Genomic DNA, 20,256 nt, shown 5'->3' with positions numbered 1-20,256 from the left:
CCGGGTTCGCGCCCTACCGGTCGCGCCACCAACGGGTCAACGACTGCCACCAAGCGGGACCGGTCTCCTCGCCATCGGATTCGCTCGGCGTCGGCCTGGCCGTCGGCCGGGGCAGGTGCACGGTGTCGGGCTCCGGAGCTCGCGGCGTCGACCGATCGCTCGTGGACCGCGCGCCCACTGCGGTGAAGCGCACCGGCAACCCGGCCAGCGCCCGGTGATAGGGGCCCGGCCGCCAGGTCAAGCGATCGGCGGGCACCGCCAGCTCCAGATCCGGCAACCGGTCCAGCAGGCGCTCGATGCCCACCGTCGCGATCACCCGCGCAGGGGCCTGCGCCGGACACGAGTGCGGACCGGCGCCGAAGGCCAGATGGGCCCGGTTGCCCGCCCTCTCCTGGCCTACGGCGAGTTCGGGGTCGGTGTTCGCGGCGGCGAAGCTGATCAACACCGGTTGGTGCGCGGGCAGCGGCACGCCCTGCACCTCGACGTCGCGCACCGGGAACATGGGGGCGTGATTGGCGATCGGCGGGTCCGCCCACAGCACCTCGGTGAGCACGTCCTCGACCACCACGCTGCCCGAGACCGCGCCTGCGAAGCGTTCGTCGGAGAGCAGCAGTCGCAGCGAGTTGGTGATCCAGTTCTGCAAGGGCTCGACGCCGTATCCCAGCGCGGTGAGCTGATCGACGACCTCCTCGTCGGTCAGCTCGGCCGGGTGGTCGAGCATCGCGGAGGTGACGTCCGTGCCGCGCCTGGCACGTTTGTACGCGACCAGTTCGGACACGCTCTCGTGCAGATCGACCGCGGTGCGGTGCGGCGACCGGTTCTTCGCACGCACCGCCCCGGCCATCAGCCGTTTGCCAAGGCCCGCCGAGGCACCGTAGAGCTGGGCCAGCACCAGCGTCGGCAGCACGGCGGCGTAGTCGGCGAGCAACTCGGCCCGACCGGCGCCGATGAACTCGTCGATCAGCAGGTCGGCGCTGCGCTCGACGGAGGCACGCAGCAGCGTGGGATCCACCCGGTCCAGGCCATCGCTCATCGCGCCCCGCAGCCGGGCGTGGGCGCTGTCGTCGACGATCAGACACAGTGGTTGGAAGGCCATCGCGGCGATCATCGAGGCGGTCGGGGGCAGGGATCGCTGCCAGTGGTGCGGGTCGCGGGGAAACGAGATCGGGTCGCGGAGCACCGTCAGAGCCGCCGAGTAGTCGGTCACCAGCGAGGCGGGGACACCGGGGGCCAGCTCGACCTTGGCGACCGGGCCGTGTTCGCGCAGATCGGCGTAGAACCGGGCGGGATCCTGCGAGAACTCGGCTCCGTGCAAGGGAATCCGCGCGGCGTGGGCCGGGCAGCGGGGCTGCGCGGCAGCGGCGGCATGAGCGGAATCGGCGGTCACTCTGGCTCCTCGGGATGAACGGCGTCGAGGGATCGTCACCGTCGACGCACAACGCGGATTCGCACCCGCAAGGCAGCGACTATACGAGCGTTGCGATCCCCGTTCCACGGACGCGAACCACCGCACGGGCGCTGGGCTTTCGACCGCCGCGAGTACCCACCGAGACACGCCCGTGATCCGCTCGAAACCAGTACGTACCGTGATCGTCTCGGTTCGGGGGAATACGTGAACGACCAGGTCGCCGGCTCACCGCAGGCGGTGAGACGCTCACCGACAGTGAACCGGCGGCCAGGCCGGGTGTTGCCGGTCACATGGACGCCCGCACTACCCCGATCGGCCTAGCGGCGGTGCATCCGGCGACCCGGCCCGATCGCCGCCCCGCCCGACCGGACCCGACCGGACGCGCCCGACCGGACCGCCCGACGACGTCCGGTCATCCTTGGTGCGGCCGAGGGCGAACCGGCGCGAGCAGCATCCCGGTGATCCCGTCGGTCAAGGCATCCCCGATGAGCTCCCAGTCGGCGGGGACACCGGTGTCGGCGGCCGCACGCTCCTGCTCGGCACAGGTGTGCAGCACCGCGAGTCGCGCGGTCTGATACCGCAGTCGAGTCAACTCCGACGGCAGATCCGGGACGTGGGCCGACATCGCGTGGTGCGCGTCCTCCAACAACGCCGCCAACTCGGGCGCCCACAGCACCACCCCGACGTAGGCGGGATCGGTGGCCAGCTGCGCCGCGAACCGCGCATACCAACTGGGCGTGCCCAGGCTCGCCAGGTGCTCGGTGTAGGGCCGCACCAGACAGCCGAGGTACTCCCCGGGATCCGAGGAGCCCCGCGTCTCGTCGAACAGCTCCCGGCTGCGGCGGGTGATCGGTTCGACGTGCGCCCTACTGATCGCGCGCAGCAGGTCGGCCCGGGTGCCCACGTGGTAGGCCAACGCCGAGTTGTTGGCCTGCCCCGCAGCCTCGACGATCTGCCTGCTGGACACCTCGGACAGTCCGCGTTCGGCGAACAACCGTTCTGCGGTGTGCAGCAGGTGTTCCCGCGTGACCTCGGCCCGCTCCCGGCGCACGCCGGAGCGCCTGCGCTGCGCCGAGTCGGTGTCCACGGCGGTCATCGTCTCACCACCGCACCGGGACCTCCTCCAAACCGCCGACCAACAGACCCTCGCGGCGACGCAGCTCCTCGGCCGGGATCGCCAACTCCAGGCCGGGCAACCGCTCCAACAGCACACCGAGCACCGTGGTCAGCTCGATACGCGCCAATGCCTGCCCGAGGCAGGAATGCGGGCCCGCGCCGAAGGTGAGGTGCGGATTCGGCGAGCGGGTCAGATCCATCTCGTCGGCGGCGGCGAAGGCGCGCTCGTCCCGGTTGGCGGCCTGCATGAGCGCCAACACGGTGGTGCCCGCCTCGATCGTGGTCCCGCCGACCTCCACGGGTTCGGAGATGTGCCGATGCATTCCCGAGGAACCCAGGTTCGCGTCGAAGCGCAGTACCTCCTCCACCGCCGACTTCACCAGACTCGGGTCGGCCAACAGCTGCTCCCAGCGTTCCCGTTTCGACAGCAGCATCGCGACCATCTTGCCGATCATGTTGGCCGTCGTCTCGTGCCCGGCGATCAGCAGTGCCTGCCCGGACAGGATCAGCTCGGCCTCGGAGAGTCGTCCGTCCTGCTCGTCGGCGATCGCGGTCAACTCCGAGAGCAGGTCGTCACCGGGTTCGGCGCGCTTGGCACGAACATGCGCGGTCAGGTAGGCCCACAGCTCCCGGCCCGCGGTCTGCACCTCGGCCTGGGTGTAGCGGGTCAGGTTGAGCATGTGGTCGGACCAGTGCGCGAACCTCTCCCGGTCGGCGGCCGGGACCCCTAGCAGTTCGCAGATCACGTATACCGGCAGCGGGAAGCCCAGGGCGCTGCGGAGATCCGAGGTCGGTCCCTGCGCGACCATCGCGTCGATCAGTTCGTGGGCGATCGTGGTGATCCGAGGTTGCAGGGCGGTCATCCGCTTGACCGTGAAGGAACGGCTCAGCAGGCGTCGCCACCGCAGATGCCCCTCGCCGTTGGCGATCGAGGCGGGCACGGACAGCGGTTCGTCGTTCGCGGAGTCCTCGGTGGGAACCGGCTTCCTGGTGAATCGCGGGTCGGCCAGGATCTGGCGCACGTCGTCATAGCGCGTCAGCAGCAGAGCGTCCTCCCCGACCACGGTGCGCACCCGGGCGACCGGGCACTCATCGCGCAACTGCGACCACTCCTCGGGCGGTTCTAGGGCGGTGGGCAGCGCGAAGGGGAAGGGCAACGCCTCGGCGGCACCACCCGGTGCCGCGTCGGGCCCGATCGGGCAGGTCGTGGCGGTCGCAGTCTCGTCGTCGGTCGCAGTCTCGTCGCCGGTCATCCGCACCTCCGTATTAAGAAAAGCATCTGACTTAAACGATAGCGTAAAGATCGCATCGACTGGCGGGCCGCGATGGGGCCCGCAATGGGCGTTGCCGTGCTCACCATGGCAGGCAACCCCAGACCCATACGAAGCCCGCCGGAAATGCCACCGGGGCCCGCGCCACGCCGTCCAACGCGTGACGCGGGCCCCGGTGTGAGCCGCTGAGGATCAGGTCGGGACTACTCCGCCGCGCAGAACCGGTCCTCCGACACCCGCTCCCCCGTGACCAGGTAATCCGTCACCGAGTCGTTCGCGCACGCGTTCGTGCCGAACAGGTACACACCGTGGCCGCCCTGGTCGGCCGTCACCATCCGGACCCGGTCGCCCAGCGCATCCCGCATCTGCTGCGCGCCGATCAGGGGTGTCGAGGCGTCGCGGGTGTTCTGCACCAACAGCACGTTCGACGGACCCTGGTCGTCGACCTCGACCGGGGCACGGTCGATCTCCGGCCAGAACGCGCACGCCCGGATGTTGGCCGCTGCGGGTCCGTACATCGGGTAGGGCTTTCGAGCAGCCTCGACGTCGTCCTGATAGGACTCGATCGACCTCGACCACTCGTTGTCGCCGCAGAGCACGTACAGGTGGCTGGACAGAGGGTTGTCGAAACCGAGGTCATCGGTGTCGGACAACGTGAGCGGGTTGCTCGCCACCGAGACGGGCCGGCCCGCCTCGGCCTGCTGCCACAGCTCGACCAGTGTCGGGAAATGCGAGTCACGGGCGAGATTGGAGAGGGTGGCGATGCGGAACAACGCACCCGTCAGCTCCGTTGTCGGCTCCTCGTCCAGCCGCTCGGCGATCTCGAAGTACTTCGCCCGCACCTCGTCCGGGGTGTTGCCGAGGCCGAGTTCGGGCCGCGCGGCGGCGTAGGCCGCGAAGTCCGGGAATCGCTCCTCGAAGCCGGGCCCCATCAGCTTGCCCGCCTCGTGGTCGAGTCCGTTGGGCGGCAGACTGCTGTCGATCACCACCCGGTCGCTGGTCTCCGGGAACAGCGTGGTGTAGACGGCGCCGAGGTGCGTGCCGTAGGAGTAGCCGAGGAAGGACGCGGTCTCCTCCCCGAGCGCCTGCCGAACCATGTCGAGGTCGCGGGCGGCGTTGGCGGTGGTGGTGTGCGGCAGCATCCAGGCTGTCTCGGAGGTGGCGCACTGCTCGGCGACGAGTTCCACCTCGACCGCCCGTTCGACGACGTCCTCGGCATTGTGCGCGTATGGCGGCAGGTTGCCCATGAGCTGCTGTTCCAAGGACAGATCGCAGGTCACCGGGGTGCTCTGTCCGACGCCCCGGGGGTCGATTCCGATGATGTCGTAGGAATCGAGCACGCTCTGCGGCAGACCGGCGTCCTTGAGGTCGGTCGGGAAGTTCAACCCGGAGGCGCCGGGACCACCCGGATTCGTCAGCAGCACCCCGCGTCGCTGTTCTTGGTTGTCGCTGGCCAGCCGGGAGATCATGATCTCGATCTGTCGCCCGGTCGGATCCTGGTAGTCCAGGGGGACGTCCAGCGTCGCGCACTCCAGGGTGGTCACGCCGGAGTCCGCCGGGCACTCGCCCCACTGCAAGGGGGCGGGTGTGGGACTCGCCTGTTGGGACGTGGCCGCCTGGGCCACGCCGGGAACCACACACGCGGCCACGACGGCGACGAGTGCGAACGCCGAGGTTCTACGCATCCGGGCTCTCCTTTCGGGGTGCGGCGCATCGAGGCGCCGGTTCGGTGGAAGTCAATGGCGGCGCCGGTCGATTCGACGGCCGCGCGGGGAGGTCAGCCGGTCGAGCCGCGCGCCCGCTCGGCGGGGCGACCTGCGTTTCCGGCTTGGTCATGCCCTCGACTGAACACCCCGCCCTTGGGTCGGGCTCAAGTCCCGAACCGGTGTGATCCACCGCACTCCGAACGCCGGGATGCGAACCCGGACTTGACCCGGCCCCGGCGTCAGGGTTTTGGCTGTAGGCACACCGCGGCTCGATCGCCGGGCCCACGCTTCGACGTGGGTGGGCCTGGCAACGCGGCGCGGTGCGGCGGACAGCGCGGCACCCGCGTCGCAGGTGCCCGCCCATCCGGAGCGAAAGGAGTTCTGTCGTTGCGCAGCAGCGAGTTGGCCAATCTGGCCGGAGTCACCGTCCGTGCCCTGCGGCACTATCACAAGATCGGGCTGCTCGACGAGCCGGAACGTTCGCTCAACGGCTACCGCACCTACGATGTGCGTCATCTCGTGCGGTTGCTGCGGATCACCCGGTTGACCGGGCTCGGTGTCCCACTCGCGGTGCTGCCGGAGGTGCTCGACGACCCCGAGGCCACCGAGGTACTGCTCGATGAACTGGACAAGAACGCCGCTACCGAGATCGAGCGGTTACAGGGCAGGCGCAAGGCCATCGCCGGGCTCCGCAGCAACGGAATGACGCCCGACCTACCGCCCGCGATGGCCGCCTATCTTCCCGTTTACACCGCCATCGCCGAGGTCGACCCCGAGCTGGCCCGCTACGAGCGCGAACAGTTCATGTTGATCGGCCAGGTGATCGGCGAAACCGCGCTGGCCACCTTCGCGGACTATGTCGCGCGTCGTTTCACCTTCGATCCCGACTCGATGACGCTGTTACGCCGTTTCGCCTCGCTCGGCCCGGACAGCACGGAGAGCACCATGGCCGAGCTCGCCGATGAGATGGCGCTGCACTATCAACGGACCTTCGACGCTCCCCTCGGGATCACGATGGACAGGCAGCTCATCCCGATCCTCACCGCACACGTCGAACACGTCCTCAACGAACAACAGGTCCACACCAACCGACTCATGAACGAGCGCTTCGTCGAACTGGCGAGGCAGCAGCAGGCGATCCGGGCGACGTCCTGAGGATCACACGGTGCGCGCCGCCGAGCCCGCGAGGGCGAATCCCGTCGCGGCGGTCGCGGTCGCGGCCCGTCGGAACTCGCTCGGGTTGACGCCTCGGATCCGTTTGAACGCCGCGCTGAAGCCGAACGGATCGGAGTAGCCCACTGTTCTGGCGATCTCCGCAACGGTCGCGGCAGGCTGCTCGACCAGCAGGTCTGCGGCGAGCGTCATCCGCCAGCCTGCGAGATAGGTCAGCGGTGGTTCGCCCAGCACGTCGGCGAAGCGCTTGGCCAGGGTCGACCGGGACACCCCGGCCTGCCGGGCAAGTGCGGCTACGGTCCATGGTGCCGCGGGTTGGGCGTGCAGCAGTCGCAGCGCCTCGCCGACCACCGGGTCGCGCTGGGCAGCCCACCAGGCCGGGGCCTCGCCGTCGGGCCGGTCGAACCACTCGCGCAGCGTGCAGACCAGCATCCAGTCCAACAACCGGTCGAGGACCACCTGTTGGCCGGGCGCGTCGATGGCGACCTCGGCGGCGATGTGGTCCAGCACCGGATCGCATTCCGGCCCGTCGTCCACCCGCAACACGACGGGAAGCGCGTCCAGCAGCCGTTGGCTGATCTCGCCGCGCAGTGGATAGGCACCGGTGATCAGTGTCGTCGTGTCGGCCTCGTCGGCGGACACCCCGCAGTCGTTCCAACCGAAGCGATGTCGGGTACCGCCCTGCTCGGGATCCGCGCAGTCCACACCGCACGCGATCGGCTCGGCGCGGGTACCGACCTCGTCGACGAAGGTGAACCGCGCGGGACCGCGCACCAGGATCGTCTCCCGGGAGCGCAGCAGTTCGGGCGGGCGGTTCTCCGGCACGATCCAGCCCGACCCGCGCAGCACGGTGCACATGGTCAGCGGAGCGCCGTCGACGAAATCCAGCGAGAAGGGGGCGCGCAGTGTCGTACTGCCGAACAGCGATCCGTGCGCCCGGACCCCTCGGAACAGATCATCGAATGCGTCCACACCCCGAGATTAGACGATGACACAGGTAAAACGGCTTCTCACCCATGGAATCGTCCGGATCGGTGCCGTTGAATCGCTGCCATGACCTACGACACCACCCTCGTCCTCGGTGCGACCGGCAAGACCGGCAGGCGGGTCGCCGCCCGCCTCCGACTCCGAGGCACACCGGTGCGCACCGCCTCCCGATCAAGCCAGACCCGCTTCGACTGGTCCGACCCCGCCGGCTGGGACGCCGCGCTGGACGGTGTCGCCGCCGTCTACCTGGTGCCCCCGACCGTGCCGGGACCGGTGCACGAATTCGTGGCCAAGGCCGAGGCCGCCGGTGTGCAGCGACTGGCGTTGCTCTCGGGGCGCGGCGCCGACACCTGGGGCGACTCCGACTTCGGACTCGATATGCGCTCCGCCGAAGACGCGGTGCGCGGCTCCGCGTTGGAGTGGACCATCCTGCGCGCCTGCAACTTCAACCAGAATTTCGACGAGGACCTCCACCACGCTCCCCTGCTCGCCGGGCAACTGGCGCTGCCCATCGGAGACGTCACCGAGCCGTTCATCGACATCGAGGACGTCGCCGATGTCGCGGCCGCGGTGTTGTCCGAGGCGGGTCGACACGCCGGAAGGATCTACGAGCTGACCGGACCTCGGGCCCTCACCTACGGCGAGGCCGTGGAATCGATCGCCCGAGCATCCGGGCGTCCCCTCACCTACCGACAGCTCTCCCCCGCCGAGTACGTCGCCAGGCTGGTCGACCAGGGCCTGGGCGAGGACGACGCCCACCACATCGCCGCGATGTTCGCACTGCTGGAACGCGGTCTGGTCTCGACGACGACCGAGGACGTCGCCACCGTGTTGGGTCGGGCGCCGCGGACCTTCGAGGACTACGTCGTGCGAGCCGCAGCAGCGGGCGCCTGGCGGGCGTGACCGCGCCCGCTCCGAGAATCCCCCACCCTACTGAGAACCGAGGACACCACCATGACCGAAGCACACCTGACCGAGGACGATCTCGAGCTCCTCCGCCGCCCCTTGCACGGCTTCCTGACCGTGGCCGCCGGAGCGCTGCCACCGCAACCCCGCCCGGTGTGGTTCGAGCTCACCGACGACGGCACGGTCCAGCTGTTCACGATCCCCGAGTCGCTCAAGGTGCGGCAGCTGCGCCGTGATCCTCGTGCTTCCCTGGTGGTCGCGAGTCCGGTGGGGGAACGCGAACGCTGGGTCTCGGTCGCCGGCCGCACCACGATCGAACCAGAGGGTGCGCGGAATCTGTGCGCCCGGCTCGGAGCCCGTTACTGGGATCTCTCGATTCCCGCCCACGCCGAAGAACTGGAGCAGATGCTGGCCATGGATTGGGTCCGCCTGGTGATCCACCCGGAGAAGGTCCACCGCTACCAGCTTTGACCGCCCGAATGGGGTGCCGCGTGATCGTCGCGGTCACGCGGTGCACGGGCCACCTCGCGGCGGCCCACACGGTTGGGCCTACGCCGGGGCACCCGTCGTCAGACCGGTACGCAGCAGACTCAAATAGGCGTCGGCGGCGGCGGCGCGTCGTTCGGCCGGGTGCTCGTTGACGGCATGGATCAGTCCACACAACAGCTTGAGCAGATTCTCTCCGGTCAACAGGGGGTTCGGCTGGGCCCGCGCGAGCAATCGGGAGATCGCCTGCACCAGCTCGATCTTGGCTTCGCGCAGCGATTCCCGCTCATCGCCGACGGTGATCAGCACCTCGAACAATCCAGGTTGCGCCAAAGCCGTGGCCAGGGCCGCATCGAGGAACCGGCCGAGGGCGTGCTGGGCGTTTGGCTCACGCTCGGCCTCGGCGGCCATCCGGTTGAGCTCGATCACGGCGTCCTCGACCACGGCCTCCAGCATCGCCCGCTGGGTCGGGAAGAGCCCGTAGACGGTGCCCACTCCGACACCCGCCAGCCGAGCCAGCGCATTGAGGGTCAGTCCGGTGTCTCCCTGCGCCACGGCCGCCTTGGCCGCGTCGAAGATCTTGCGCTGATTACGGGCCGCGTCCGCTCGCATGGGTTCCTCCCGACTCCACCTTGTGTCGATAGGCTATCAACTTACCGTGCTACGGTGAAGTCGATAGTTAATCGACTTTGTTCGAGGAGCGGCATGACCATCGTCTTCGTCCACGGCGTCCCCGAGACGCCGTCCGTCTGGAACCCGCTACGCGAACTCATCCAGGAGCCCACCGTGGCCCTGCGGCTGCCCGGTTTCGGCAGCGTGCGACCCGCCGGATTACGCGACAAGGAGGGCTACGCGGCCTGGCTGGCCGAGCGACTTCGCGAACTCGACGGGCCGATCGACCTCGTGGGCCACGATTGGGGTGCGCACCTGACCATGCGGGTCGTCTCGCACTACGACGTCGAGGTCCGCAGCTGGGTCTCCGACGTCGCCCACGGTTGGCACCCCGACTACCGCTGGCACGAGGCCGCCACGCTGTGGCAGAGCAGCCCCGAGGGCGAGGAATCGCTGGCATCCCTGCGCAGGACCACCCCGGACGACGGCTTCACCTTCGGCAGGCTGTTCCGGGATCGGGGATTGAGCGAGGAACTCGGCAACGAGATCGACAGCGTGCACGACGAGGAGATGAGCGCGGCGATCCTCTCGCTCTACCGGTCCGCGTGGCCCAACTTCGCCGCCGACTGGGGCAAGGATTTCGATGGCCCCGCCAAGGCACGCGGGCTGCTACTGGCCCCGACCGGCGACCCGATGGGTCTGCCCGACCTGGATCGAGACATGGCCACCCGGCTCGGCGCCGAACTGCACGAACTGACCGGCCTGACGCACTACTGGATGCTCCAGGATCCGGAACGCGGCGCGCGGGTGCTCCGCGAGTTCTGGGCGTCCCTGGACGACTGACCACTACCGCGCCGCCGCAGCATCGAGTTCGTCGTCGACGCTGCGGCGGCGCGGTGCAGCGCAGCGTCGGATCTCTTCTTCCCTCAGACGGAAAGCACCTCGCGCATCGGCGATCAGGCTTCTTAGCGTGGAGCCTGTCCGGCACAGGCGGTGCGGCAGCCTGCCGCCGAGAACCGGAGTCTCGGGCACATTCGGCCGAAGGAAAGGTGCTCCGCTGTGTCGCGAAAACGAACGGGCCGGTTGTTGGCCGCCCTTGTGTTCAGCACGGCACTGGTGTCGCTTCCAGCGGGCCAATCGGCCGCATCCGAAGCGGAACAGTGCACCTGGCAGAGGACCGAATGGGAGCTGCCCGCAGGAACCGAGATCGGCTCGGTCGAAGGTTACGACGGCAGCCGCTACGCGGTCGGCGTGACCGGGCAACGGCCGCTGCTCGGTGGCAACATCGTCGATCCGCGCGGAACCCTGTGGGACGACGGGACGGTCGTGTTGCGTGCAGGCGACCGTTTTCCGCAATTTCGGGACGTGAACTCCGCCGGAATCGTCGTCGGCAGCACCATCGCCGACGACGGGTTCATCGGCGTCACGATCGACCACGATGGCACCCCCACCGCGCTGCCTGCCGACCCCGAGTGGACGGGCTACTCGGCCTGGGCGATCAACAATGCGGGCGACATCGCCGGGTGGGCCCACATCGGCACCCAGACCAACCTGGTGGTGTGGCCGGGCGATGCGCCGGGCACCTACCGCGAGACGGCCGCGCCCGAGCTGAGCAGCCGATTCCTCGTCGACATCGATGAGCAGGGCCGGGTCATCGTGCAGACCGATTCGGGCGCCGGCGGCGGTTTCGTGGTGGGCCCCGACGGTCGGTGGCACGGACTCGCCCCCGCAGGCGAGGCCGATTTCGCCACCCCGCAGGCGATTCGGGACGGCCGGATCGTCGGCAGCAGCGACAACGCCGTGGCCGAGTGGGACGCGCAGGGCACCCTGATCGACACCATCGGCGACGGGGCGATCTCCGCGCGCGCCATCGGCGGCAGCGGCACCATCGCGGGCACGGCGTTCGTGTCGGGTTCGACCGCGCGCGTGGTGCTCTGGCGCGATGGCGTGCTCGTCGATCAGCCCATCCCGAACCAGTTCGCCCTCACCGGACTCAGCGACGACGAACGCACCATCGTCGGTTCGGAGGCGCGAATCCCCTCGCACTACCGCTGTTCCTGATCTGCGCCGCAGACGGTGGCGACCAGCCACCGTCTGCGTGTCCAGCCGTCGATCCCCACTGCCCACCGTCGAGCCGGGCGGGGCAGGATGCCGCTACCGGCGACGAGAGGGCGAGCATGGGACTGCGGTTCGAGACACGGGAGTCGGATTCGACGTGGATCGACGCGGTGTGGACCTGTCGCAGCGAACAGCTCACCCAGATGACGTCGGTCGCGGGTCCGACCTGGGGACTGGTGTTCTGGCGACAGGAAGACAGGAATCACGCGGCCATCACCGGTCCCGAAACGCACACCGCAACCGCGCCGGTGCCCGATGAATCGACCTTTCTCGGCATCCAATTCGCCATCGGCACCTCGCTGCGCGCCGTGGCTCCAGCTGCCGTGGTGAACGGCGGGATCCCGTTGCCCGAGGTGACCCGTCGGGGCTTCTCCTTCGACGGCGGCCACTGGGAGCTGCCCGGTATGGACGATGCCGAAGCGCTCGTCGCCCGGCTGGTCCGCGAAGCCGTCGTGATCCGTGATCCGCTGACCACCGGAAGCGACCGTGGCAGCCACCCGGTCTCCCGACGCACGGTGGAGCGTCGATTCCGCGCCGCCACCGGCCTTACCCAAGGACAGGTCTGGCAGATCGAACGCGCCCGATCGGCCGCATTGCTACTGCTCACCGGCCGCCCAGCGGCCCAGGTCATCTCGCAGCTGGGCTACTACGACGAACCGCATCTCGCCCGCGCGCTGCGCCGCTATGTCGGGCGCACCGTCCGGCAACTGCGCGCAGGCGATGACGGCACGATCGCCCTCGACCCGGGATCAGTGCGCCACGTCGTAGATCAGCTTGACGACCCCGTTGGAGTAGACGGCCGAGTTCCGCAACCGCAGGTTCTGCCGGTCACGATCGGCTCTGCCGAACACGCTCTTGCCCGCCGCCAGCAATACCGGGAAAACCAATAGGTGGTAGCGATCGATCAGATCTGCTTCGGATAGGCGTCGGGCCAGTTCCGCGCTGCCGTGTATGAAGATCGGCCCGCCTGCGGAACGCTTGAGTTCGGCGATCTCCTCGCTTGAGCGCAGAATGGTGATCTCACCCCAACCATCGACAAGCGTGTCCGTATCCAAGGTCGTGGAGACCACGTACTTGGGCAGATCCCGGTACGCGGCGTGGTCCGGGGAATCACGCCAGATCGGTGCGAACGCCGCATAACTGCGGCGACCGAACATCAGCGCGGTCGTCTCGGCGAGTTCCTCGTCCTTGAGAGAGAAGGCTTCGGGCAGAACCTCCGTGCCGAGCACCCATCCGCCGCTGCGATGCCCTTCGACCGTGCCGCCCGGCGAATCCACCACGCCGTCCACCGACATGAATCCCGTGTAGACCAACTCACGTGTCAACTGTGCTCCTACGGACGCCGAGGGCAGCTTGCCCCGGCACTGACCAGGTCGCGATCACGCTAGGGCCGGACAGGTGTCGCGGTCTTGGACGAAAACGACAGCGGCAGGCCACGGCGTTGACGATTTCGGCTAATACCATTAGCCTGAAGCTAACAACATTAGCCTTGGAGGTTCCGTGACCGAACACCTGGACGTAGCAGGCAACACCCTCGCCTACGAGGTGACCGGGCAAGGCCCACTGGTCGTCCTGGCCCATGGCATGGGCGACAGCAGACACGCCTATCGCTTCCTCGTCCCGAAACTGGCCGAGGCCGGCTATCGGGTGGCCAACCTCGATATCCGAGGCTCCGGTGATTCGAGCCTGGGTTGGGACGGCTACAGCCGCACCGACATCGCGGGCGACCTCCTCGCGCTGGTGCGCCATCTCGGCGGTCCGGCCGTGATCGTCGGCCATTCGATCAGCGGCGGCGCGGCGACCATCGCGGCCGCGACCGCACCCGAGTTGATCGCAGGCGTCGTCGAGCTGGCGCCGTTCACCCGTAAACAGTCCATCGACCTGGGCGGGCTGTTGCGGGTGCAGCGCTACCGGGCCGGGTATCTCCAGCTGGCCAAGGTCCTCATGCTGGGCAGCCTGCCGAGCTGGCAGCGCTACCTCGACATCGCGTATCCGACGAAACCCGCGGACTGGGATAGCGAGCTGGCACGCATCGAGGCCAAGCTGCGCGAGCCAGGCCGGATGCAGGTTCTCCAGGCCATGGGTAAATCGAACCCGAGCGACGCCGGAGCGCGGCTGTCCGATGTGCGCTCCCCGACACTGATCATCGAAGGCAGCTCCGACCCGGACTGGGCCGACCCCGGCGCCGAAGGCAAGCAGATCGTGGCCGAACTTCTCGAGGGCCTGGGCGAACTAGAGGTCATCGAAGGTGTCGGCCACTACCCGCACGTCCAGGCGCCCGACCTCGTCGGGAAACTGGTTCTGCCGTTCCTCGCCAAGACGCTGACCAATGCCTAGGCCCCGGCTCACCCCTGAATCGGTCACCGAGGCGGCCGCCGACCTCGTCGACGAGGTCGGCTTCGACTGCCTCAGCATGGGCCTGCTGGCCGAACGGCTCGGGGTGAAGACCCCCTCGCTCTACAAGCACGTCGCAGGCCAGGCCGATCTGGCGCATCGGATCGCCGTGTTGTCTCTCGGCGAATTCGGCGCCGCCGTCCGCGAGGCGATCCAGGGCCGGGCAGGCCGGGACGCCCTCACCGCAGGCGCGCAGGCGATGCGCGAGTACGTGCAGCAACACCTCGGCCGGTACGCGGCGGCCAACGCCGCCCGCCCCGACGGTCCCGACGACCCCCTCGTCCCGGCCGCCGACCGGGTGCTCGACTCCTGGTCGGCCATGCTGCGCGGCTATCGACTCGACCCGGGACAGGAGATCCACGCCCTGCGGATGCTGCGCAGCATGGTGCACGGCTTCGTGACCCTGGAGGTGGCGGACGGGTTCAGGATGGACACCTCCGTCGACGACAGCTTCGCCTGGACCATCGAATTCCTCGACCGGGGATTGCAGGCCCTCGCGGAATCGGGCGATTGATCCGTGCCGCCCGAGGGCGCGGGCGACGGCGTAGGCCACCGTCGGTCAGCGCAGCAGAGCCTCGGCCGGCAGGCGTTCACGGACGTGCGGGGAAGTTCGGTGTCTCCACCGCGAGCGCGACGATGTGGGCGTAAGGGTGGCTGTCCTTGATCTCGTAGCCGTTCTGCAGGAACTCGTCCTTGGAATAATTGCTGCCGCCCGAGGCGGAGGCGCTCTCGAAGTTCATGGGTCCGATGCCGAACGATCCCGAAGCCCGCCACTTGCTGTGGACCTCGTCCTTGTTGTCATCGGTGATGTCGATCTTGACGTACGCGCCGACACCGATATACACCCCGGTCACCCTGGTGTTGAGCAGGTTCGGGATGCCGTGCGGACCCCAGATTGGTTTGCCGCGAAACTGGCTGCCCTTCGCCCAGCTCGTGTCGTCGCTGTACTGGCTGAGCAGACCGCCGTTGAACCACGGTCCGGGGTTGATGTGCAGTAGGTAGGTGTCCTGGTAGGCCATGGTGGCGGTGAACGAGTACTTCTCCAGGTGGATGGATTCGCGCTGCCCGCCGCCTTTCGCGCCGAGCCAGAAGAAGGTCTCCACCGGGACACCGACGTCGAAGGCGAACTTCCAGTGCGTCTCGTCGCTGATCGTGGTGTTGTTGCTGAACGCCATCTGCACCTTCGGGCTGACCGCGTTGGTGAAGTCCTCCTTGGTCTGCTTGAGCCATGCGGTGTACTGGGCGAGGTCGTCGGTGATGTAGCGCGGCACCCACTCGTCGGTGTCGTTGATCGCCACGTCCATCCGGTAGGTCTTCGCCTTGTCCGATTCGCTGCTCAGCTGCGGATCGGCCAGGTCGCAGGCGGTGATCGTCTCGCTGATCTGCTGGTAACCGGGTCCGTAGGCACGCAGGGCGGTCTCCGTGTAGTCCGACCGCAGGCCGGCCAGCTCGTCGCTGTTCATCGACGCGAGGATGGCCAGCTTGTTCTGGTAGTCGTCGGACTTCTGGTACTTCGCCCAGGTGGCCTGCCAGGTCGGCGCGCCGTCGACCAGGACTCGACAGAACTTGCCGTTCTCGCTGGGTTCCTGACAGTTGTCCTGCATCCACTCCTGCTGCTTCTCGTCGTGCAGCTGGGTTTTGGCGTCCTGGATCTGGGCCAGTTTTCGGTAGATCTCGGTGGCCTTCTCAGCAGCCTTTTCGTCCACGGCCTGCGGGGTGATCTGGTCGACGAAGGCGTGATAGTTCTGGAAGAAGCTGGCGGTGGTGTTGCCATCCCAGGCCAGCCCCCAGTTCGGCACCAGATCGCCGAGCTCGTAGGCCTGGTAGAGCGCCCGCTTCTCGTCCTTGTTGTCGAAGTCGGCGAGCAGCGAGGTCGGGGCGGCCATCGCGCCGACGGCCTGCTGATCGCCGCTGCTGTCCTGGGTGACGGCCTTCAGATACTCGGCCCAGAAGGCCTTCTGATCCTTGTTCGCGTCGGGCACCGTGGCTCCTTCGTGGTCTGATCGCGCTATTTCGGGATGACGTCCTCGAAATCACGAGCCCAACCGTCACCGGCCGGATCGATATCGCCGTCGAAGCTGTTGTCGAAGCGATCCGCCTCGGCGGTCTCCTGCTCCAGTTGCTGTTTCAACTCGGCGGAATCGGGGTCGTCGGCCAACTGTTCCTGGAGCCGTTCGATGAGGTCGTTCCCCCGGTGTAGGCCCCGCTCCAGCGGCGTGGTGTCGATGTCGCGCACCGCCTCGGCCGCACGTTCCAGCTCATCCACGCGGCCCTCGACCTGCTCGGCCGGTCGGCCGCCCAGGTTCTTCAGCGCGTCGACCGCGCCCGATGCCTGGTTGGGTATCGAGGCGAGCAGGTGCAGGATCCACATCGCGGTCTGGAAGTACCCGATGTAGCGGACGATCGTGTCCACCGCCGGGTCTATCGGCGGGACCTGGTCGGAGGGGATCTCGGCGGGCACCGGGCCGATCCGGCCGAGCAGGGTCAGCGGTCCGGCCGGCCCGTGGCTGTTGTTCGGCGGGAACGTGACGGTGCCGTAGTACTCGCTGCCGACGTAGGCATCGGTGGGGAACCTCTTCGCCTTGCAGCTGAAGGTGAGACAACCGGCCGAGTGAACACCCACGTCACTGGCCGCCCAGTCCAGCACACCGTTGCGGTACACGACCTTGTTCAACCGGTCGTCGGGCCGATCCAGGTTGACGGTGAAGGACTTGTTCTGGTTGACGATCAACAGCACACCGGCCGGGCCGTCCGGCGGGTCGGTGGCCACCGACCCGTAGACCCCGGTCCAGTAGGTGAGGTTGTGGGAGCGCATCGCCGTGAACGAGGCACTGACCTGCAGGTAGGTGCAGTGATAGCCCTGCTGCGTGAGGAAGTCGTCCAAGCTGCTCGTGGGCGCTCCCTTGACCACCGCAGACAGCGCCTGCTGCCAACCACGGTAGATGCCGATCTCCCCCAGGCAGTCCTGCACGAAACGGGTGCTGTCCGCGTTCGGCGCGGTCTGCTTGAGATGGTCGAGATAGAACGGGGTCTTGAGCAATGTCAGGACCCGCTCGGCGGTAGTGTCGTAACCACGTTCGGCGAGGAAGTTGTCGACGTTCTGGATGTCGGCGTGGTAGCGGGTGGTCTGCTCGGCGGGATCGGCCGCCTCCTTCACATACGAGGTGAGCGCGGCGATCCGTTTCTCCCAATCCGAGCGCATCCGGGCATCGGAACGCAGGTCGGTGAGGAACAGCAGCGCCTGTTGGTTCTGCACGGCATCGGCGTCGGTCATGGCGTCCTATCCAAAATCGAACCCGTCGGCTGGATCAATACCGTCGTCGCCCAGATCATCGGCATCCTCGCCGCGTTCGTCGTCCTTGGCGCGTTGCTCCTCGGCGGCCTTCTCCTCAGCCTTGGTCTCGTCGATCTTCTGCTGTAGATCCTCTTGACGCTGCGGATCGCCGGTTTCCTTCAGATCGTTCTGCAATTGCTCGACCGTCGTACTGTCCGAGTACTTGGACCTGTCCAGTGGGGAATCGGCTGCCGGATCGAGCGAATCGGTGGACTTCTCGGCATCTTTCTCGGCCTTGTCCTGCAGCTTCTCGGCCCGGTCGGTGGCCCACTCCTTGGCTTTGTAGCAGAACTTCAGAAAACCGCCGAGCAGGGCGACACCGAAACCGATGATGACGATCGGCGAGATGAAGTCGGCGATCTTCTGGAGTTCGGTCTTGTCGACTGCAGGCGGAGTGCTGAGCTTGCCCTTCTCATCCGGCGGTGGGTCGCCGATCCGCCCGGCGTAGGAATAGGCGCCCGACAGGTCCGCGCTGGAGTCGGTCGGGTAGGTCAACGTGCCGGAGAACTCGTTACCGACGTAGTCGTCCGGATGGATCGGCGTCCGAGTGATCGTCCCGAACGTGACCTGGCCGGCACACGGGTTGGCCTCGGGTTCCTTCCCGAGCTGCCAGGACAGCACGCCCTTGGCATAGGTGACGTTGAACAGCATGTCCGGGCCCAGGCTGGCGCTGGTGTTGCCGTAGATGAGCAGAGCGGGCCCGGTCTTGGACTTGTCCTTGCCCTGCTGGACGAGCGTCTCGCCGTAGATCCCGGTCCAGTAGTTCATGTTCTTGTCACGCATGGCGTTGAACGAGGCGTCCACCTGGACCGCCGTGCAGTGGTAGTCCTTCCGCGTCAACCAGGAGTTCAGGACCGAGAGATCCTTGGCAGCCTGTGCCTTGGCCAGCTGCGCGCCGTACTCCTTGTAGAGGCGGGTGTCGGTGAGGATGTCCTGGACGAACCGGTCCGAGTCGGCATTCGGTTTGCGCTGGCCGACGTAGTCCAGCCACCACTGCGACTTCAGCAGCCCCAGCACCGCCTCCGCTCGGGTGGCGTAGCCGTGGTCGGCGAGGAAGTTGTCCAGCGACTTGATCCGGTCCGGCACCGACAAGGGTTTGATCGATGCCAGCCGATCCTTCCACTTGCCTGCCAATACCTTGTCGCGGTTGAGCGCGGAGACGAAGAGGAAGGCGTAGCCACGCTGTTCGTCGGTGATCGGGTCGTTCGGCGGGGCGGCACTCACAACCAGGTCTCCTCGATCTCGTTCAGGTCGTCGTCCGCGTCCTGCCGATTCTGGTTCACTTCGTCCTGCCGTTCCCCGGACCGCTTGGCTCGGTTCTGTCTCATCTGCTCGTAGAGATCGGCACCCGCATCTGTCTGCTTCTCGGCCTCGCTCAACTGCAGGAGCCGCTCCGCCAAGCTGATGAACTCTCGATCCGCCGGGTTGAGCGGAGCGTGATCCGCTCTCCACTCCGGGCGCTCGGTATCCGACTTGACGTCCTTGGCCCGTTTACTCATCCGCAGCACGCGGGTGCGAATCGGCTTGCGATAGGTGTGCATGACGGTCAGCAGGGAGGTCAACGCACTCAGCGAGGCGGCGATCGCACTCGCCACTGCCGCCCAGGTCACCTCGGAGGAGTCGCCGGTCGTCGAGGTCGTTGCGTAGGCATCGTCGGCGCCGCCCAGCCACGCCGAATACGCGACTTCGCCGGTCAACCCGTACTTGCGCGCGGGCAGAGTGAGCTTGCCGTGGACCTGCCATTCCTCCGGATGAGACATGCTGACGCCGCTGAACGCCACCGTGCCTGCCGTGTCGTTGTAGTCGTCTTTCCACGACAATTCGGCGGTCTTGGCAATGAAGGTGTGCTTGACCAGTTCCGCCCCGCCGAACCGCACCGTCGACCCGCGTAGCTCGTCCGGCCGGTCCACCGCCAGCTCCGGCCCCTCGGCCGTCTCGTCGTCTTTGCTCAGTACCGCCCGGGTGTAGTTGCCCAGCCAGGTGTCCAGGCCCGGACCGATCACCGCGCCGAGCGCCAAGGACAACCGACCGGGCTCGGTCGCGTACTTGTTCCGGGCCAGGAACGATTCCAGTGGCGCCGCGTCGACCTCGTCGTCCGCGAAACAATCGGCGACCGCCGCTATGAGGTCCACCCGCCGGGCGCCGGTCCCCGCGACATCGACCGCCAGTCGCATCGCCTCGGCATCGGGCCGAACCTCGTCGGGAAGCGGGCGAGCCAAGGCGGCCTTCACCAGCACGGGACTGGTGAGGTAGCCGTGATCGTCGAGGAACCGCTGCAGAATCACCCCGGCCTGACCGGCAGGTGCCTTCTTCGCCTCGGCCACCGCCCGATTCCATCCCGGCTGCAACAACGGATCGGACGCATAGTCGAACACGAACAGATCCGCATACGCCACCGGATCATCCGCTGGCACGCCCTTTCCCACGAATACCTCCGAACCGCCGTGAACAGCCCTGGTCTCGCGCTGGTGCGCCGATCGCAATGAAGCCTGCTGCTCATCGATCCGCGCTATCGCGAACCCGCACCGTTTTCAGGGTGGCGACGAGCTGCTCTGACGCAGCTCGACGCCGCCATCCTCCCGCGTTGCCCGATTTCGGCGCTGCTCGACACGCACCCGGTAGCGCTAGATCACCAGATCGGATAGGGCAGCAGATAAAGGCGACTGCGGACGGCTGGATTCCCGATAAGCGAATTCGAATCGGGTTTCTCAGGCACTCTCAGCCCGAATCGTCGCGCGAATGATC

The 20,256-nt window shown here is 67.6% G+C and carries 18 protein-coding genes and 1 pseudogene; 8 read left to right on the top strand and 11 right to left on the bottom strand.

Features of this window, described 5'->3' with window-relative positions; all coding sequences use genetic code 11:
• Nucleotides 1-13 precede the first annotated feature (13 nt).
• The 4 genes from BKA25_RS08645 to BKA25_RS08630 form a co-directional block, all read right to left on the bottom strand.
• Nucleotides 14-1,387, bottom strand: a complete 1,374-nt coding sequence (locus BKA25_RS08645; RefSeq protein WP_069850725.1) for a cytochrome P450 family protein — start codon at nt 1,385-1,387, stop codon at nt 14-16.
• Nucleotides 1,388-1,820: 433 nt separating this feature from the next.
• Nucleotides 1,821-2,504 carry a TetR/AcrR family transcriptional regulator gene (locus BKA25_RS08640; RefSeq protein ID WP_069850727.1) on the bottom strand — a complete coding sequence of 228 codons (684 nt, stop codon included), beginning with the start codon at nt 2,502-2,504 and terminating at the stop codon, nt 1,821-1,823.
• A 4-nt stretch (nt 2,505-2,508) separates the two neighbouring features.
• Nucleotides 2,509-3,777, bottom strand: coding sequence for a cytochrome P450 (locus BKA25_RS08635; RefSeq protein WP_084643237.1), 1,269 nt, complete (start codon nt 3,775-3,777; stop codon nt 2,509-2,511).
• A 221-nt stretch (nt 3,778-3,998) separates the two neighbouring features.
• Nucleotides 3,999-5,480: an alpha/beta hydrolase gene (locus tag BKA25_RS08630; RefSeq protein ID WP_069850729.1), complete on the bottom strand. Its 1,482-nt coding sequence runs from the start codon at nt 5,478-5,480 to the stop codon at nt 3,999-4,001.
• Nucleotides 5,481-5,888: 408 nt separating this feature from the next.
• Between BKA25_RS08630 and BKA25_RS08625 the strand changes: the two genes are divergently transcribed.
• Nucleotides 5,889-6,656, top strand: coding sequence for a MerR family transcriptional regulator (locus tag BKA25_RS08625; protein ID WP_084643238.1), 768 nt, complete (start codon nt 5,889-5,891; stop codon nt 6,654-6,656).
• A gap of 3 nt (nt 6,657-6,659) precedes the next feature.
• Here BKA25_RS08625 and BKA25_RS08620 read toward each other — a convergent pair whose 3' ends face one another.
• A complete protein-coding gene (locus tag BKA25_RS08620) occupies nt 6,660-7,646 on the bottom strand; it encodes an AraC family transcriptional regulator (protein WP_069850733.1) in 987 nt (328 codons plus the stop codon).
• 81 nt (nt 7,647-7,727) lie between these two features.
• Between BKA25_RS08620 and BKA25_RS08615 the strand changes: the two genes are divergently transcribed.
• Nucleotides 7,728-8,564, top strand: a complete 837-nt coding sequence (locus tag BKA25_RS08615; RefSeq protein WP_069850734.1) for an NAD(P)H-binding protein — start codon at nt 7,728-7,730, stop codon at nt 8,562-8,564.
• 51 nt (nt 8,565-8,615) lie between these two features.
• Nucleotides 8,616-9,038 carry a pyridoxamine 5'-phosphate oxidase family protein gene (locus tag BKA25_RS08610; protein WP_069850736.1) on the top strand — a complete coding sequence of 141 codons (423 nt, stop codon included), beginning with the start codon at nt 8,616-8,618 and terminating at the stop codon, nt 9,036-9,038.
• Nucleotides 9,039-9,116: 78 nt separating this feature from the next.
• Here BKA25_RS08610 and BKA25_RS08605 read toward each other — a convergent pair whose 3' ends face one another.
• Entirely contained in the window at nt 9,117-9,665 is a 549-nt protein-coding gene (locus BKA25_RS08605; protein ID WP_069850738.1) for a TetR/AcrR family transcriptional regulator, read from the bottom strand.
• 93 nt (nt 9,666-9,758) lie between these two features.
• On the opposite strand from BKA25_RS08605, the gene BKA25_RS08600 reads away from it, so the two are divergent.
• The 3 genes and pseudogenes from BKA25_RS08600 to BKA25_RS28335 all read left to right on the top strand — a co-directional run.
• On the top strand, nt 9,759-10,508 hold the full coding sequence (locus BKA25_RS08600) for an alpha/beta fold hydrolase (protein ID WP_069850740.1): 750 nt from the start codon (nt 9,759-9,761) through the stop codon (nt 10,506-10,508).
• 216 nt (nt 10,509-10,724) lie between these two features.
• Nucleotides 10,725-11,726, top strand: a complete 1,002-nt coding sequence (locus BKA25_RS08595) for a hypothetical protein (RefSeq protein WP_157421166.1) — start codon at nt 10,725-10,727, stop codon at nt 11,724-11,726.
• 116 nt (nt 11,727-11,842) lie between these two features.
• Nucleotides 11,843-12,487 (top strand): annotated as a pseudogene (locus BKA25_RS28335) (helix-turn-helix domain-containing protein); the annotation flags it as partial.
• 45 nt (nt 12,488-12,532) lie between these two features.
• Here BKA25_RS28335 and BKA25_RS27170 read toward each other — a convergent pair.
• Nucleotides 12,533-13,078 (bottom strand): dihydrofolate reductase family protein, encoded by a 546-nt coding sequence (locus BKA25_RS27170; protein WP_069853882.1) that lies wholly within the window; start codon nt 13,076-13,078, stop codon nt 12,533-12,535.
• 205 nt (nt 13,079-13,283) lie between these two features.
• On the opposite strand from BKA25_RS27170, the gene BKA25_RS08585 reads away from it, so the two are divergent.
• Nucleotides 13,284-14,120: an alpha/beta fold hydrolase gene (locus BKA25_RS08585; protein ID WP_069850744.1), complete on the top strand. Its 837-nt coding sequence runs from the start codon at nt 13,284-13,286 to the stop codon at nt 14,118-14,120.
• Complete coding sequence (locus tag BKA25_RS08580) at nt 14,113-14,691, top strand: TetR/AcrR family transcriptional regulator (protein ID WP_069850745.1); 579 nt, start codon at nt 14,113-14,115, stop codon at nt 14,689-14,691. The genes BKA25_RS08585 and BKA25_RS08580 overlap by 8 nt, the downstream gene beginning before the upstream one ends.
• A gap of 76 nt (nt 14,692-14,767) precedes the next feature.
• Here the strand turns inward: BKA25_RS08580 and BKA25_RS08575 are convergent, their stop codons facing one another.
• Genes BKA25_RS08575 through BKA25_RS08560 form a run of 4 tightly spaced genes read right to left on the bottom strand, consistent with a single transcriptional unit; the run spans nt 14,768 to nt 19,925 of the window.
• On the bottom strand, nt 14,768-16,159 hold the full coding sequence (locus tag BKA25_RS08575; RefSeq protein WP_069850746.1) for a hypothetical protein: 1,392 nt from the start codon (nt 16,157-16,159) through the stop codon (nt 14,768-14,770).
• A gap of 26 nt (nt 16,160-16,185) precedes the next feature.
• The gene (locus tag BKA25_RS08570; protein ID WP_069850748.1) at nt 16,186-17,451 is read right to left on the bottom strand and encodes a hypothetical protein; all 1,266 of its coding nucleotides are present in this window, start codon (nt 17,449-17,451) and stop codon (nt 16,186-16,188) included.
• A 6-nt stretch (nt 17,452-17,457) separates the two neighbouring features.
• Nucleotides 17,458-18,735 carry a hypothetical protein gene (locus tag BKA25_RS08565; protein ID WP_069850750.1) on the bottom strand — a complete coding sequence of 426 codons (1,278 nt, stop codon included), beginning with the start codon at nt 18,733-18,735 and terminating at the stop codon, nt 17,458-17,460.
• Nucleotides 18,732-19,925 (bottom strand): hypothetical protein, encoded by a 1,194-nt coding sequence (locus tag BKA25_RS08560; RefSeq protein WP_157421168.1) that lies wholly within the window; start codon nt 19,923-19,925, stop codon nt 18,732-18,734. The genes BKA25_RS08565 and BKA25_RS08560 overlap by 4 nt, the downstream gene beginning before the upstream one ends.
• Between the last annotated feature and the right edge of the window lie 331 nt (nt 19,926-20,256).

The sequence above is a fragment of the Actinoalloteichus hymeniacidonis genome, assembly GCF_014203365.1.
GTDB classification, from domain to species: Bacteria; Actinomycetota; Actinomycetes; order Mycobacteriales; family Pseudonocardiaceae; genus Actinoalloteichus_A; species Actinoalloteichus_A hymeniacidonis.
The sequence above is the reverse complement of the archived record's forward strand: the minus strand, read 5'-3'. Positions and strand labels throughout refer to the sequence as shown.

What these genes read in the sequence shown, in the direction of transcription:
- BKA25_RS08640 (WP_069850727.1), bottom strand. Translation starts at nt 2,504, where the DNA reads ATGACCGCCGTGGACACCGACTCGGCGCAGCGCAGGCGCTCCGGCGTG.
- BKA25_RS08635 (WP_084643237.1), bottom strand. Translation starts at nt 3,777, where the DNA reads ATGACCGGCGACGAGACTGCGACCGACGACGAGACTGCGACCGCCACG.
- BKA25_RS08630 (WP_069850729.1), bottom strand. Translation starts at nt 5,480, where the DNA reads ATGCGTAGAACCTCGGCGTTCGCACTCGTCGCCGTCGTGGCCGCGTGT.
- BKA25_RS08615 (WP_069850734.1), top strand. Translation starts at nt 7,728, where the DNA reads ATGACCTACGACACCACCCTCGTCCTCGGTGCGACCGGCAAGACCGGC.
- BKA25_RS08610 (WP_069850736.1), top strand. Translation starts at nt 8,616, where the DNA reads ATGACCGAAGCACACCTGACCGAGGACGATCTCGAGCTCCTCCGCCGC.
- BKA25_RS08605 (WP_069850738.1), bottom strand. Translation starts at nt 9,665, where the DNA reads ATGCGAGCGGACGCGGCCCGTAATCAGCGCAAGATCTTCGACGCGGCC.
- BKA25_RS08600 (WP_069850740.1), top strand. Translation starts at nt 9,759, where the DNA reads ATGACCATCGTCTTCGTCCACGGCGTCCCCGAGACGCCGTCCGTCTGG.
- BKA25_RS27170 (WP_069853882.1), bottom strand. Translation starts at nt 13,078, where the DNA reads ATGTCGGTGGACGGCGTGGTGGATTCGCCGGGCGGCACGGTCGAAGGG.
- BKA25_RS08580 (WP_069850745.1), top strand. Translation starts at nt 14,113, where the DNA reads ATGCCTAGGCCCCGGCTCACCCCTGAATCGGTCACCGAGGCGGCCGCC.
- BKA25_RS08570 (WP_069850748.1), bottom strand. Translation starts at nt 17,451, where the DNA reads ATGACCGACGCCGATGCCGTGCAGAACCAACAGGCGCTGCTGTTCCTC.